This window comes from Paractinoplanes globisporus DSM 43857 (assembly GCF_000379645.1).
GTDB classification, from domain to species: Bacteria; Actinomycetota; Actinomycetes; order Mycobacteriales; family Micromonosporaceae; genus Actinoplanes; species Actinoplanes globisporus.
The window spans coordinates 192,506-206,571 of sequence record NZ_KB903301.1; the positions used below are offsets into that span (position 1 = coordinate 192,506).

At 70.1% G+C, this 14,066-nt stretch carries 13 protein-coding genes; 4 read left to right on the forward strand and 9 right to left on the reverse strand.

What is annotated here, in order from left to right; translation table 11 throughout:
- The first annotated feature begins 1 nt into the window (after position 1).
- Positions 2 to 709, forward strand: a complete 708-nt coding sequence (locus tag A3CQ_RS0116240; protein ID WP_020511997.1) for a sugar phosphate isomerase/epimerase family protein — start codon at positions 2 to 4, stop codon at positions 707 to 709.
- Here the strand turns inward: A3CQ_RS0116240 and A3CQ_RS0116245 are convergent.
- From A3CQ_RS0116245 to A3CQ_RS0116265, 5 genes are all read right to left on the reverse strand, one after another.
- Positions 687 to 1,436: a PP2C family protein-serine/threonine phosphatase gene (locus tag A3CQ_RS0116245; RefSeq protein WP_020511998.1), complete on the reverse strand. Its 750-nt coding sequence runs from the start codon at positions 1,434 to 1,436 to the stop codon at positions 687 to 689. The two genes, A3CQ_RS0116240 and A3CQ_RS0116245, sit on opposite strands and share 23 nt — an antisense overlap.
- 17 nt (positions 1,437 to 1,453) lie before the next feature.
- Entirely contained in the window at positions 1,454 to 2,893 is a 1,440-nt protein-coding gene (locus tag A3CQ_RS0116250) for a GGDEF domain-containing protein (RefSeq protein WP_063713571.1), read from the reverse strand.
- Positions 2,894 to 2,900: 7 nt separating this feature from the next.
- Positions 2,901 to 3,497 (reverse strand): hypothetical protein, encoded by a 597-nt coding sequence (locus A3CQ_RS0116255; protein WP_020512000.1) that lies wholly within the window; start codon positions 3,495 to 3,497, stop codon positions 2,901 to 2,903.
- The gene (locus A3CQ_RS0116260; RefSeq protein ID WP_020512001.1) at positions 3,494 to 3,943 is read right to left on the reverse strand and encodes a MarR family winged helix-turn-helix transcriptional regulator; all 450 of its coding nucleotides are present in this window, start codon (positions 3,941 to 3,943) and stop codon (positions 3,494 to 3,496) included. Before A3CQ_RS0116260 ends, A3CQ_RS0116255 begins: the two co-directional genes overlap by 4 nt.
- 102 nt (positions 3,944 to 4,045) lie before the next feature.
- On the reverse strand, positions 4,046 to 5,821 hold the full coding sequence (locus tag A3CQ_RS0116265; protein ID WP_020512002.1) for a glycoside hydrolase family 6 protein: 1,776 nt from the start codon (positions 5,819 to 5,821) through the stop codon (positions 4,046 to 4,048).
- A gap of 199 nt (positions 5,822 to 6,020) precedes the next feature.
- On the opposite strand from A3CQ_RS0116265, the gene A3CQ_RS0116270 reads away from it, so the two are divergent.
- Together A3CQ_RS0116270 and A3CQ_RS0116275 are read left to right on the forward strand one after the other, a co-directional pair.
- On the forward strand, positions 6,021 to 6,599 hold the full coding sequence (locus A3CQ_RS0116270; protein ID WP_020512003.1) for a hypothetical protein: 579 nt from the start codon (positions 6,021 to 6,023) through the stop codon (positions 6,597 to 6,599).
- Positions 6,600 to 6,653: 54 nt separating this feature from the next.
- A complete protein-coding gene (locus A3CQ_RS0116275; RefSeq protein WP_020512004.1) occupies positions 6,654 to 7,154 on the forward strand; it encodes an LURP-one-related/scramblase family protein in 501 nt (166 codons plus the stop codon).
- Between the two features lie 206 nt (positions 7,155 to 7,360).
- Here the strand turns inward: A3CQ_RS0116275 and A3CQ_RS0116280 are convergent, their stop codons facing one another.
- From A3CQ_RS0116280 to A3CQ_RS0116290, 3 genes are all read right to left on the reverse strand, one after another.
- A complete protein-coding gene (locus A3CQ_RS0116280; protein ID WP_157295944.1) occupies positions 7,361 to 8,167 on the reverse strand; it encodes an MFS transporter in 807 nt (268 codons plus the stop codon).
- Positions 8,140 to 8,652 (reverse strand): MFS transporter, encoded by a 513-nt coding sequence (locus A3CQ_RS0116285; RefSeq protein WP_020512006.1) that lies wholly within the window; start codon positions 8,650 to 8,652, stop codon positions 8,140 to 8,142. Before A3CQ_RS0116285 ends, A3CQ_RS0116280 begins: the two co-directional genes overlap by 28 nt.
- 223 nt (positions 8,653 to 8,875) lie before the next feature.
- Positions 8,876 to 11,383, reverse strand: a complete 2,508-nt coding sequence (locus A3CQ_RS0116290) for a glycoside hydrolase family 2 (protein ID WP_020512007.1) — start codon at positions 11,381 to 11,383, stop codon at positions 8,876 to 8,878.
- Positions 11,384 to 11,583: 200 nt separating this feature from the next.
- Between A3CQ_RS0116290 and A3CQ_RS0116295 the strand changes: the two genes are divergently transcribed.
- Positions 11,584 to 13,092 carry a sensor domain-containing diguanylate cyclase gene (locus A3CQ_RS0116295; protein ID WP_245577246.1) on the forward strand — a complete coding sequence of 503 codons (1,509 nt, stop codon included), beginning with the start codon at positions 11,584 to 11,586 and terminating at the stop codon, positions 13,090 to 13,092.
- Here A3CQ_RS0116295 and A3CQ_RS53080 read toward each other — a convergent pair.
- Entirely contained in the window at positions 13,089 to 13,961 is an 873-nt protein-coding gene (locus tag A3CQ_RS53080) for a PaaX family transcriptional regulator (RefSeq protein ID WP_245577247.1), read from the reverse strand. The two genes, A3CQ_RS0116295 and A3CQ_RS53080, sit on opposite strands and share 4 nt — an antisense overlap.
- Between the last annotated feature and the right edge of the window lie 105 nt (positions 13,962 to 14,066).

Sequence of the window (14,066 nt, forward strand, 5' to 3'; positions counted from 1 at the left end):
CATGGTGTTCGCCGTCTCGACGCTCGGGTGCCCGGGTCTGCCGCTCGCCCAGGTCGCCGCGCTGGTCAGGCCGTACGCCATCGAGCTCCGGTGCGCCGAGGACGAGCCGGTCCACGTCGGGATCTCGAAGGCCGCGCGCCGGGACGCCCGGCAGCTGCTGGCGGACGAGGGGGTGACGCTGGTCAGCCTGGCCACCTACGTGAAGCTGGCCGACGGCGCCCGTGGCCTCGACGCCCACCTGGAGCTCGCGCACGACCTCGGTGCGCCGGCCCTGCGTCTCTTCCCGGGCGAGCGGGAGCCGCGAGCGCTCGACCTCCCGGTCGATCAGGGCGTCCGGTTGCTGGTGGAGACGCACGACGCCTGCCTCCGCGGCAGCGAGCTGCGGCCGTGGCTCGTCGAGAACCCGGGCCTGGGCGCCGTCTGGGACGCCGTGCACCCGTGGCGGGCCGGCGAGACCCCGGCGGAGACGGCCGAGGCGCTGCGGCCCTGGCTGGCCGAGGTGCAGATCAAGGACGTCGCCTCCATGGACGACCTCACTCCGGTGGTGCCGGGGACCGGCGTCGTACCCCTGCGGGAGGTGCTTGCCGAGGTCGGCGACGACGTCCCGGTCGTGCTTGAGCACGAGGCCCGGTGGTACGCCGGCGCCGCGCCCATCGCGGCGGCGATCGCGGGTGCGGTGGAGGTTCTCAGATCGTCGGCTCGACTCTGATCACCACGGCCGTGGCGTTGTCGTCGCCGCCGGCCTCGAGGGTGTCCTCCAGCATGAAGTGGACGGCGGCGGCCGGGTCCGGATTGGTACCCAAGAGCTGGATCAGGCGCTCGTACGACAGCTGGTCGGTCACGCCGTCGGTGCAGAGCAGGTAGACGTCGCCGGGATGCAGCGTGACGTTGAGGACGTCGGGCTCGGGGCTCTCCGGGTGACCGATGTACCGGGTGAGGCGGTAGCGGGCCGCCCGGGCCTCCGGCGAGTCGGGGGTGAACCAGCCGTGGAGCAACCCCAGCCAGGCGATCGTGTGGTCGGCGGTGAGCAGTTCGAGGTGGCCGTCGCGCAGGCGGTACGCGCGGGAGTCGCCGATCTGCACGATCCAGGCGGCCGCGTGCGTGTCGGCGACGAACGCGGTCATCGTGCAGCCGGTCAGCTCGTCCAGCGTGCGCGCGGCCCGGCGTACCTCCTGCTGGGCCTGATCGACCGCGACCCGCAGCGCGGCGGGAACGCAACCCACCGGCACGTCGCGCACGAAGACGTCGACGGCCGTCCGGCCGGCGGCGGCGCTCCCGGGGCCGTCGCCCATCCCGTCGGCCACCACGGCCAGCACCCGCCCGGGGTCGAGGTGCACGACGTCGTAGTTGTCCTCGTACCGGTTCCCGGTCACCGAACCCGCGGCGGCCGTGAGCCGCCGCCCCGCCCCGTTCCAGGCGACCTTGTGAATCTCCACCCCATCTTCCTACTGCATCAGGCCGCCTGTTTGCGGGCGACCTTCTCCGCGTACATCGCCGCGTCGGCCACCGCGAGCAGAGCATCGCCGTTCGGGCGGTCCAGGGGCTCCCACGCGGCGAGCCCGACGCTGACGCCGAAGTGCAGGGTCTCGCCGTTCCAGTGGACCGGCTCGTCGGCCAGGGCACGCAGCCGGTGGGCGAGCGCCCGGGCGCGTTCCTCGTCCTCGACGCCGGTGGCCAGGACGACGAACTCGTCGCCGCCGAGGCGGGCCGCGGTGTCGGCCGGGCGGATGGCGGTGGTCAGACGGCGGGCGAACTCGACGAGGATGACGTCGCCGGCCGCGTGGCCGTACCGGTCGTTGATCTGTTTGAAGCCGTTGAGGTCCATGTACAGGACGACCGGGCCGAAGCCGGCGGCGCGGAACAGCTCCAGTTCCAACTGGGCGCGCAGCGACGCGCGGTTGGCGAGGCCGGTGAGCTGGTCGTGTTCGGCCTGGTGGGCCAGCGCGCCCTTGATCCGCTCCTGCTCGCGTACGACGGTCACGAAGCGGACGAGGATGAACGAGGTCAGCATCGCGATCGAGACGAGCAGCGAGACGCGGCTGACGATCGTGCCGAACGAGTGCAGGCCGGTGACCGTGGGCAGCACCACCAGCGCGATGCCGAGGAACACCACCCGGGCCGGGTGCAGGCGCTGGTTCCGCCCGTGGTCCGGGGCCGCGACCTTGGCCGCGCCGCGGTGCACGATGCCGGCGGCGAGCAGGCTGTTCGCGAGCAGCAGCAGGCCGTCGAACCGGTCCGCCTGGCCCGAGCGGGACAGATCCGGGAACAGGACGGGCAGCAGCGAGATGCTGATGTCGCCGATCAGGGTCAGCGTCAGGGCCCCGACCAGGTAGCGAGCGGGACCGCGGATCGAGCCCGGCGCGAAGACCAGGATCGCGGTGGCCGCGAAGAGGGTCACGTCGCCGAAGGTGTAGGACGCCCCGACGAACGTCGCCAGGGAAAGCTCCTGGTTCTCGGCCGCGGGCAGGATCAGGAACTGCCAGAACAGCCAGGCCACCACGGTGGTCATCGCCGCCGCGTCGAGGAGGCCGTCGCGCAGCCGGCCGGGCGCCCGCAGCCGCACCAGCTTGATCATGGCGATCACGACGAACGGGTAGCCGGAGAGCCACAACAGGTCGCAGACGGTGACATCGCCGAGCGGCCCGGCGAACCGGTCGAGGAGGTCGTAGAGGATGTCGCCGGTGAGCCAGACGGTGAGCGCGCCGGCGATCAGCCGGTACGCGCCCCGGCTGGGACCGTCGATCGTGCGCAGCCCGATCCAGGCGCACACGACGACGGTCGTGAATCCGATGAGGTACGCGATGTGTGCGGCGTTGGTGCCCGGCGCGAACACGGACACCGACCCCGCGACCGCGGCGAACACTGGCACCGCGGCGGCCGGGACACGTCTCATGCGGTGCTTATCGGTCCACCGCGTCCCGGCTCAAGATCTTCACCTGAGCGGCGGCGACGAGATCGCCGGGCGCGTCGGCGTGGAAGCGGACCTCGGTGACCGGCTCGCCCCCGGTCTTCTTGACCGGCAGGATCATCGGGCGGGCGAGGACCACGTCGACCGTGGTGCCGCCGGCCATCCCGAGCGAGAGGACGCCGTCCTCGAACTGGGTCTTCCCGCCCGGCGGCAGCGACCGGCCCCTTTCCCGGACATTGCGGATATCGCCCCACAAGATGGTCAGCTCCTGAGAGCCCCTGATCTGGATGCCTGACTCGTCCACCAGGTGCGGGTATATCCGCATCGTGGCCAGCAGACCGATCATCCAGAACAGCCCGTAGAACCCGACGACCAGGGAGATGATCCGCGCCACCTCCCACGGCAGGATCAGCTCGAGGATCGGAATCTCCAGCGCCGAGACCACGATGAACGCCGTCAGCACCATCGTGACGGCCCCCGAGTAGTGGAACCGCTGAGTCCCGGGCGGCACCGGAACCGGCCGCCGGAAGATCCACCGCAGCAGCGCGATCCACAGTCTGGCCTCGTACGAAAGAATGGTTTTGATCAAAATGGGCTCCTCAGGCCGAGGGCGTGCAGAGTGGCCAGCACGTCATCGAGGCCGGCCATCAGACCGTCAAACCTTTCCGAAGGCATCGCGGCGAACAGCTGCCGCCCGAACTCCCGCTGGTCGGCCTCGAGCTTCTCGATCGCGGTCAGACCCTTCGCCGTGAACGTGACCAGGAAGGCCCGCCGGTCGTCGGGGTAGGCCTCCCGCGAGACGAACCCCGTCGCGACCAGCCCGTCGACCAGGCCGGTCACCGTCCGCGGCGCGATCTTCATCGCGGCGGCGAGATCCTTCTGCGCCGAAGGCCCGAGCCGGCGCAGCGTCCACAGCAGCGACGTCCGCGACGGCGTCAGCCCGTCGGCCGCCAGACCCCGGTTCATGTCGTCGTTGAGCAGCACCGTCAGCAGGATGATCCGGTCGAGCCCGGCGGCGAAGCGTGCGTCATCCATGAGCGTCCTTCATAGTGAGTGACGCTCACTATCGTAGCAAAGAAAACACCAGGCCCCGCTCCTCGTGGGAAGAGAGCGGGGCCCGGCGGTTATGGGGGCGGGTTACGAGAGCGGCGGGTACGCGTTGGTCATCAGCTGCTGGAACTGTGCCGAGAACCAGGCACCCGAGATGGGAGCGTTGGGCAGCGCGCCGCTCATGCTGTTGCCGTTGCGGGCGTTGCCGGTGTAGGTCGGGTCGCACATCTGGTCGAAGCCCTTGCCCTCATTGTTGGGGATGAGGGAGCTGGAGCCGTCCGACTCGCCCGGAGGCTTGACCCAGACGTAGGCGTCGATACCGGAGGCTGGTGCCGCCTTCGGGCGCTCGCCCATGCCGGCGCCGGACTGGTTGCACCAGTTGCCGGCGTGGATCCGGCGGTCGATCTTCGACTCGTTCACGAAGGTGTCCACGTTGGTCGACGTGCTCGCCTTGGTCGGGCGGGCCGAGCCGCCCCAGCCGTTGCGGGAGGTGTCGATCAGCATGCCGATCGTCGAGGGGAAGCCCTCGCTGACCAGCTTGGTGCGGAACGCCTGGGCGAAGGAGAGCTCGTCGACGTACTGGTTCCAGTCGACCCACTTGCTCTGCCGGACGCTGGTGCCGTTCACCGACGAGTTGATGGTGAAGTACGGCTCCTGCAGGGCCGAGTAGTTGGCCGTGTTGGTGATGAAGCCGGCCAGGTTGTTGACGCTGCCGGAGGCGACGGCGGTCTGGTACATGAGGTCGGCGACGGGACCGAAGTTCGAGTCCCAGCCGATCCAGCCGTGGTGCGCCGCGTCCATGTAGTTGTAGGTGTTGCTCAGCGCGCCCAGCTTGTTCAGCGCGTAGGCGATGCCGTTCACGTAACCGCCGTTGGCCTTCATGGTGTCGCACATGGCGGTCGCGCCGGCCTGTCCGGCCGTGTTGGTGACGATGTTCGGGAGCGAGTCGATCTCGACGATGTTGATGATCCGGATCGACTTGTACTTCGCGTCGCCCTCGATCGCGGCGATCGGGTCGATGTACTCCGACTTGTACCGCGGCAGGTCGTTCGGCCCGAGCTCACCGTTGGAGGCGAGCGCGGAGCAGTCCCGGCCGGGCAGATCGTAGATCACGAACTGGATGTAGCCGGCACCCTGCGCTACTGCGGCGTCCAGGTGGGCGCGGACGCCCATCGAGCCGTTGGAGCTGCTGCCGGTCGTGCCCGCGATCGCGGCGATCCGGTCGATCCAGACGGCGGTCGGGTTGTTGGAGACGCGGCTGCCGCCGGACTCGGCGTCGGCCTTGGCCTTCCACTCCGGGTTCACGTAGCCCTTGGCGCCCGCGTACGGGTTGTCGACCTTGCCGCCGCCCGGGTTGCCGGTCGGGCTGCTGGTCGGACTGCTTGTCGGGCTCGACGTCGGTGAGCTGGTCGGGCTCGATGTCGGGTTCGACGTGGGCGACGTGGTCGGGACCGCGCCCGTGCACGCCGTGCCGTTGAGCTTGAAGGTGGACGGTGCGGTGTTACTGCCAGACCAATTGGCGTTGAAACCAAAATTCACGCTGGCGTTCGTGCCGATCGACGTCGACCAGGAGGGGTTGGCCGCCGTGACGTTCTGGCCGGACTGGGTGATCGTCGCACTCCAGCCCTGGGTGATCGTCTGGTTGCCCGGGAAGGTCCAGGTGACGTTCCAGCCGCCGGAGATCGGGTCACCCAGGTTGGTGACGGTCATGTTCGCGGTGAACCCGGTGTTCCACTGGTTCACCGAGTAGTCGACGCGACAGCCGGCAGCCGCGCTCGCGCTGGTCGCGGCGAAGATGCCGAGACCGGTGACAAGCGTTGCCGCGGCGGCCGCGGTCAGACCGCGGATGAGGACAGGTCTCATGTGGTGGCTCCTCGAGACATGCGGAGTGGCGCACCCTCGCGCCAGGGGGATCAGCCGGAACCGCATCGAGGGGCATCGCTCCCGGCTGTTCGCACAGCATCGCATGGGAGCGCTCCCACCGCAATCACTCAGATACCCCTGAGAAACATTTGTTTAACGGGCTTTTTTTGATCTTGAACCCATGACGTATAACGGGCGCATGCGGAGCTACGAACTGACCGAGGCGCTGGCCGAGGTCCCCGGCGTCGAGGTCACCATACGACGGGGTGCTCTGCACATCCACCAGCCCGCGCTCGGCGACACGGCGACGCTCGACCCCGACGACGTGACCGAGGCCTTCGACGTCTACGTCCCCACCGAGCAGCCCGCCGTCCAGCTCGACATCCGCCGCGGCCACGAGATCCTCCCGCTGATCGTCACCGTCCAGGACCTGGTCTTCACCCCCGCCTACGCCGACGACCTCATCGCCGAGCACGCCGAGCTGCTGGTCCCCGCCATGCCCACGATGATCGCGTACTCCGAGATGCACCGCGACGTGCGCGCCCTCGGCAAGGCCGTCGACGCCGAAGAGTTGGACCCTCAGACAATTGCCGCCACCCTGCTGGCCCACCGCTGCTTCCTCCGCGGCGCCATCCGCGTCGGCCTCTGGCCCGTCCGCGTGGCCGCCTGGTGGGAGTACACCAGCTCCCGCACGCCACATCAGATCCCCATGCGCCCCGACGAGACCTGGGACAACCTGCTCGCCGACGTCGCCAAAGCCCGCCAACAAGCCATTTGACGTACGCGGGGCCGCGCTCAGCGGCCGGCGCGGCGGGGTGCCAAAATCGGCGGCATGTATGTGATCAGGGAACGCTTCTTCGCCTTCGGCGACGACTTCGACGTCCTGGACGAGCACGGCAACAAGCTCTTCCACGTCGACGGCAAGGTCTTCACCGTCCGCGACAAGGTGGTCATCGAAGATCTCAACGGCGACGAGGTCGCCTCGGTCCACCGCCAGCTGATCGCCCTGCGCCAGACCTACGAGATCCGCATCGCCGGCGAGAAGGCGGCCGAGGTCCGCAAGAAGCTCTTCACCCCCTTCCGCGACAAGTTCACCATCGACGTCCCCGGCCCCGACGACCTGGAGATGAAGGGCGACCTGCTGGACCACGAGTACGTGATCGAGCAGAACGGCCAGGAGGTGGCCGCGGTCTCCAAGCGCTGGCTGACCATCCGCGACACCTACGCCGTCCAGGTAGCCGCCCACATCAACCCCCTTCTGATCATCGCCAGCGTCCTCGCCCTGGACCTGGCCCTGGACCGCGCCAACCAGCCCGCCGACCCGAACGACTGACCGCTCTCCCCCACCGAATCGCGGGCCGAGCGCCTTCGCGAACCCGGGGGTGGTCGCCAGCGTCTGTTCGAGGGCTTCCCGGGCCTGGGTGGTCGCCAAGGTCCGGTCGCGGGTCAGGCGTCATCGCGGACCGGGGTGGTCGGCGGGGTCCGGTCGCGGCTGGGCGCCTTCGCGGGCCTGGGTGGTCGCCTGCGCCCGATCGAGGGCTAGACCTCTTCGCGGACCGGGGTGGTCGTCAGGGTGCGGATCGGTGGGGTGAGCAGGCACGTGGTGGCCGCCGCGGAGAGCGCGGCGGCGGTGGCGATCACCGCGCGCGGACCGAAGGCGGTGGCCGCGACGCCGCCGAGGAAGGCGCCCGCGGTGGCCGAGCCGTAGGAGATGGTTTTGACGACGGCGTTGACCCGGCCCAGCAGGGTGGGCGGCGTGATCGCCTGACGTATCGCGATCGAGTGCAGGTTGAACAGGCCCGAACCGGCGCCGGCCAGGCCCGCGCCGACCAGGACCAAGGCTAGCTCCGCGGCACCGCCCGCCGACCGAGTCCCGGCCGGCGCGAGCGCGACCAGGGCAATGCCAAGGGCGCCGATCAGCGAGGCGGCGATGACCACCCGGCCGGTGCCGAAGCGGCGGGCCGCACCCGGGCTGACCAGCGCCCCGGCCAGGAACCCGCACCCTGTGGCGGCCACCGCCAGGCCGACCGCGGCCGGCCCGCGATCCAGCGTGCGCACGACGAAGAGCAGCAACGCCGTCTGGAACGCCTGGGCGGCAAGGTTGTTCGTGGCCAGGTAGAGCGTCAACGGCCGGACATACCGATCGCCCCGCAGCCATGCCCAGCCAGCAGCAAGGCGCCGCCCAGCGGGCCGATCCCGGCCGTCGCGCGGCACCGCAGGCGGACGGTCCGGGCCATCCCGGGGCGACGGGGGCGGACGGTCCCAGCGGTTGATGGCGGTCAGCGCCACGGCGATGGCGAAGGACAGGGCGTCGAGTGCTATGACCGCGGGGGCGGAGATCGCCACACCAAGGCGCCACCTAGCGCCGGGCCCACGAGGGTGGCGCCGGCATGGGCGGACTCGACGGCACGGTTTGCCGCAGGGAGGTCGGCGGGGGCGGCCACCAACTCGGGGAGGGCGGAGAGGTAGGCGACCTCGTACGCGATGGTGGCCGTGCCGATGGCGAAGACCAGGGTGACCAGGCCGCTCACCGGAATCGCGGCGCCGGTCAGGGCGATGGTCAGCGTGAGCGGGACGCGTACGGCGTCGGCCGCCAGCAGCAACCGGCGCCGGGAGACGCGGTCGGCGAGCAGGCCGATCGGGATCGCCAGCAGCAGGAACGGGAGGGTCTGGGCGGCCCGGAGCACGCCCACCTCGGTGTCGGAGGCATGCAGGGTCTCGATCGCCAGAAGCGGGAGGGCCACGGCGGAGAGCGCACCGCCGGCGGCGCTGATCGTGTCGGCCGCCCAGAACAGGCGGAATCGGCGAAGCGCCCATACCCCCGCTGCCACCCGGCCAGACAACCAGTTCCGGGCCGGGCCCGCACGCCCAACGAAAGGTGGGCCCGCACGCCCGGCGGGAGGCCGGGGGTGCCGCAGGCCGCCATGCCGGAAGCCGGCGGGAGAAGGGCGGCGGGAGAAGAGCGGCGGGAGAAGAGCGGCGGGAGAAGAGCGGCGGGAGAAGAGCGGCGGGAGAAGGCGGCCTTGCCGGGCCGCCTTCTCCCTTGGGGACGGGCTACTGGCCGGAGGAGTAGAGCTGGGCGATCTCGTCGGCGGTCAGGGCCCGGTCGTATAGGTGGACCTGGTCGACGGTGCCGTCCAGGAAGTCGACCTGGTTGCCGCCGTACTTGCCTCGGCCGATGACCGTGTTGCCGGTGGGGGCGGCCTGGGGCATGCAGGCGCTCGCGGTGCCGGCCGGCTGGCCGTCCACGTAGAGGCGCAGCTCGCCCTTGACGGTGTCGCGGACACCTACCAGGTGGTACCAGCGGCCCACCTCGGGCTTGGCCGGCGCCAAGGCTCGCACCCCCGCGAAGCTCATTGCGAAGCGCTGGTCGGCGCCGGAGTACTGAAGGTAGAAGTCGCTATTGGTCGGACCATCTTGGCTGATAATGGTCTGGAAGGCGCCGTCCGCTTTGTCCAGCTTGACCCAGGCGGCGGCGGAGTAGTCGGAGGCGGTGTTCAGGACCGGTGATCCGGCATCTAGGTAGCCGCCGTTCAGCGCGACGGCTTGTCCGGAATGTCCCGCGACAAACGGGGCATCCCCGACCGGCTTGAGTGTGCCGTAAGAACCGTCCAACGGCCAGAAGGCGATCCCGGTCAGGCCCGGCGTGCCGGCCGGAGGCTGCGGGACGTTCGCCCCGGAACCGTCTGCTGTTTTGATGATTTTCTGGTTGATGGCTCGGACCTTGCGAAGGTCCATCTTGGCCACCTGCCGGTCGTACGTGAAGAAGCCGTTGAGCTCCGCCTCCACGTCGGTGATCTGCGTGTAGATGGCCGCGCTGATGCCGCAGTACGTGGCCGAGGTGATCACGGCCTCCTGGTTGGCGACGTACTTCGAGGTCAGCGTCGGGGAGTCGGGCTCCATCTCGTATGCCTGCCCGTCGCCGAACCACATGTGATTGGAGGTCTTGAGGCCGAAGCCGCCGTGCTCGCCGTCGATAGCGATCCGGTTGCCGGAGGGCGCCGGTGATGCCGGCCCGAGGTACTGGTGGAAGTCGATGACGTCGCCCGCCCCGGAGTCGCCGTGCGAGTTGCAGCAGTTGACGCCGCTGTGCGCGTTGACGAGGCGGGACGGGTCCTGCGCCTTCACCTCGGTGGCGATCCGGCCGGTGTCGTCGCGACTCCACTCGCCCCAGCCCTCGTTGAACGGGACCCAGGCGACGATCGACGTCCACGACTGGTGCTCGCGAACCATCTCGTGCAGCTCCGACTCGAACTGCGCACGCCAATCCAAAGGGATCGGCCCGGTGTTGGCGGCAGGCATGTCCTGCCAGACCATCAGACCAAGCTTGTCGGCCCAGTAGTACCAGCGGTCGGGCTCGACCTTGATGTGTTTGCGGACGGCGTTGAAGCCCATCGCCTTGTCCTGCTCGAGATCCCACTTGAGCGCGTCGTCGGTGGGCGCGGTGTACAGGCCGTCGGGCCAGAAGCCCTGGTCGAGGTTGGCCATGTTGAACAGGATCTTGCCGTTCAGCGTGATCCGGAGCTTCCCGTCGGCGCCGGGCGCGGTGCCGATCTCGCGCATACCGAAGTACGAACCGACCGCATCAATGGTCTTACCACCGCCGAGCAGATCGACAGAAAGGTCATACAGGTAGGGGTTATCGGGCGACCAGAGACGGGCATGGGGCATCGGGAGGGTCAGGAGCGTGTCGGCGGCACCGACCACGGACCCGCCGCCGCGAGCCACGGCACGCACGCTCAACCCCGTACCGCCGGCTGTGTTGACTTTGATCTTGAGGTTGCCCCCGGAGACCGAGGGCGTGAGCTGCAGCGACGTGATGCTCGCGGCGGGGACGGGCTCCATCCAGACCGTGCGCCAGATGCCGGAACTGCCCTGGTAGAAGATGCCGTGGTCGCTCGAGCGGCGCTGCTTGCCGATCGGCTGACCGGTCGCGTCGGTGAGGTCCTCGGCCCAGACGATCAGCTCCTGCGGGCCGCTCGCGGTCAGCGCGCCGGTGACATCCACGTCGAAGCCGTCGTAACCGCCCCGGTGGGTGGTGACCTGCGCGCCGTTCACGAACACCTTGGCGTCGTAGTCGACGGCCCCGAAGTGCAGCTGAAGGCGGTTCCCGCTGCCCACCTTCCAGCCGGCGGGCACGGTGAACGTCCGGCGGTACCACATGCGGTCCTCGTGCCGCTGGATCCCGGACAGGGCGCTCTCGATCGGGTACGGGACGAGCACGCGCTCCCCGAGCGTCTTACCGGCCGGCACCGCCTCGCCGACGGCCGCCTTGCCGAACTCCCAGACGCCGTTGAGGTTCTGCCAGCGGGAACGGGTCATCTGCGGTCGCGGATATTCGGGCAGAGCGTTAGATGGTGTGACCTTTCCGGTCCACGGCGTGGCGATCGGCGGGATGCCGGCGTGCCACCCGTCGGCGGCCTGGATCACGGGCGCGGGCTGCGGGGTGACCGAGGCCAGCCCGGGAAACGAGGACGCGGAGGCGGAGGAGCCGACGCTGAGCAGGAGGACGGAGGCAGACCCGGCCGCGAGCAGCCAGCGGCCCCGGACATGTGTTTTCACGCGCGAAATTCCCTTCGGAGCGGAAGAGTGCGCTCGTGTTTCGCCATGAGCCAACACAGTCCAACAAGATTTCTCAGGTTACGTCAAGGTTTCATGAGGATCTATGTCCAAGGGGGCAACGCGCAACCGAACTGCCACCGCGGCCCGCGTCACGCCCGCTCAAGCCGCCGCCGCCGGTGCCGACTCGTAGAGCCGTGACCGTGAGCAGCGAAGTGCAGCCGGAAGCTGCCATCCTGGGCGACCCCCAAGAGGCGTTGATGACCGAGCTCGTCACGTTCATGACCAAAGACACGCCGTCGGTGCAGCACGTGCTCGACGTCGCCGCGCCCTACCTGCGCGCCGCGGCCGAGCTCACCGCCGCCACCGTCTTCGAGCTCGACTCCGAGACCGGCCTGCTCAACCCGGCCGCGCGCCTCGGCGAGCCGGGCGGGCGCGACATGATCACCGCGGGCAAGGTCTTCCGGATGGCGGCCGGCGCGAAGCCGCTGGTCGACGCCGACCGGATGGCGGTGCGGCTGCGCATCGGCGGTCAGACCCTCGGCGTCCTGCTGTTGACGGGCAAACACCTGGACCTTTTGCGCCAAGGCACGCTCTCGCCGCTCGCGCTGCATTTCGCCACCACCCTCCAGGGGCTCGCGGCCGAGAAGCAGCGCCAGTTCCTCTCGCACGTGTCCAACGTCGTCCGGCGCCTGTTCGAGAAGGGCATGGAGGCCACCAGCGTCGAGGAGGCCGGGCGGATCCTGGTCGCCGCGTCCGCCGAGGCGTTCCGCACCGACTACGGCGCGCTCTGCCTCATCGACGGCGAGGGCCTGATCCGGTACGTGCACAGCATCGGCGCCCGGGACGGCGACGGCCAGTTCGCGCACCTGGTCGGCAAGCCGATCGCCGAGTCCCCGGTGTGGCAGTCGATCGCCGAGGGCAAGCCGGCCCTGGTCGCCAACTCGGCGGCGGCGACCGCGGTGAACGGCGGCATCATCAAGACGCTGGGGCTGAAGTCGTACCTCGCGATCCCGATGCTCTCGGCCCAGGGCCCGGTCGGCATGATCATGTGCGGGAGCGCCTCGGAGACTCGCGAGTGGACCAGCCGCGACCGCATCCTCGCCGAGCAGCTGTCGGTCGAGGGCGCGCTGATCGTGGACAGCGCCGGCATGCGCCAGGCCGCCCAGGCCCACGTCGCGCAGCTGTCCCACCAGGCGTACCACGACTCGCTGACCGGGCTGCCCAACCGGTCGTACCTGCTGGATCGGGCCGAGCAGGCGGTGGAGGTGGCCGGCGCGACCGGCACCCGGGCGGCGCTCATGCTGCTCGACCTCAACGGCTTCAAGCAGGTCAACGACACCGCCGGCCATCAGGCCGGCGACATGCTCCTGCAGCAGGTCGCCAAAAGGCTTCTGGGCGCCGTACGCGACGACGACGTGGTCTCCCGGCTCGGCGGAGACGAGTTCGCGATCCTGCTCACCCGCGACCCGGACGAGCACGTGGCGACGGCCGTCGCCGGCCGCATCGTGGACCGGCTGCGCGAGCCGTTCACGATCGAGGGCCAGGAGGTGCGCATCGGCGGCAGCGTGGGCATCGCCCTGTTCCCGGACGACGCGGACGCGTACGACGAGCTGATGCGGGCGGCCGACACCGCGATGTACGACGCCAAGCGGGACACGAAGAAGTTCGGCGGCGGCTCGCGGCGGGCACAGCAGGAGCCGGCGGCCTAGCCGGCGTCGTGAGCCGGCGCGGCCTCGCCCGCGTCCCGCACGGCCTCGCCCGCGTCCCGCACCGCCTCGCCGGCGTCGGGCACGGTTTCGAGCAGGCTCGCGGCAATCGCCGCGGCCGGGGCAGCCAGCAGGTCGTCGAGCCGGAAGAACAGCTCCTGCGCGGCGACCGCGGGCCAGTCCGCCGGCAGATGCTCCATCGGCAGCCGCGGGTCGCGCCGGATGATCTGCAGCCAATCGGTCACCAGCAGCAGCTTGCTGGCGAGCGGGTCGGCCGGCTTCGCCGACGACGCCGCCCAACGCGAGCGGAAATCCTCGTAGCGAGCGGCGAGCGCATCCAGGTCGTACGCGTTGGCGATCATCTCGGCGACGTCGGTGGACGGGTCGGCGTGCCCGCGGAAGATCCGGATGTGCGAGCCCAGCCCCAGGTCGTCGAGGATCTGCGACACGTCGGGCCGGCCCGGGGCGATCCAGAGGCCGCCCTGCACCGGGCCGAATCCGGCCCACGCCAGCTCGGCCCGCAGGTCGTGCCGCTCCCGCTGTCGCTCCCCCGGCAGCGAGAAGGCGAGCAGCGTCCAGGTGCCGTCCCAGTCGCGGTTGACCGCGCCCGTCTGCCACAGCCGCACCCCGCCGTCGCGCAGGATCCGGGTCGAGCGCTCGGTGAGCCCGAAGTACATGCGGCGGCCGCCGCGTTGCCGGCGCAACAGCCCGCGCCCGGTCATCCGGGTCAGCGTGGAGCGGGTGGCCTCCTCGGAGACGCCGGCCCGGGCGAGCACGTCGATGACACTGCCGGAGTAGACGCAGACGCCCTGGTCGAGCAGGTGGTCGCCGAGGAACGTCAGCATGATCGCCGAGGCGGAGACAGGGGGCACGTCCGGCACAGTACCGGCGATGTTGGCGACATGTGCCGTGAAGTCGGGCAGATTATTGACCAGCGTCAAGATTGCGCCTAACTTGGCGGCACCCGCTCCTGAGTA

Excerpts from the sequence above, each read along its gene's own strand:
- A3CQ_RS0116240 (WP_020511997.1), top strand. The coding sequence starts at position 2 with ATGGTGTTCGCCGTCTCGACGCTCGGGTGCCCGGGTCTGCCGCTCGCC.
- A3CQ_RS0116250 (WP_063713571.1), bottom strand. The coding sequence starts at position 2,893 with ATGAGACGTGTCCCGGCCGCCGCGGTGCCAGTGTTCGCCGCGGTCGCG.
- A3CQ_RS0116260 (WP_020512001.1), bottom strand. The coding sequence starts at position 3,943 with ATGGATGACGCACGCTTCGCCGCCGGGCTCGACCGGATCATCCTGCTG.
- A3CQ_RS0116265 (WP_020512002.1), bottom strand. The coding sequence starts at position 5,821 with ATGAGACCTGTCCTCATCCGCGGTCTGACCGCGGCCGCCGCGGCAACG.
- A3CQ_RS0116270 (WP_020512003.1), top strand. The coding sequence starts at position 6,021 with ATGCGGAGCTACGAACTGACCGAGGCGCTGGCCGAGGTCCCCGGCGTC.
- A3CQ_RS0116275 (WP_020512004.1), top strand. The coding sequence starts at position 6,654 with ATGTATGTGATCAGGGAACGCTTCTTCGCCTTCGGCGACGACTTCGAC.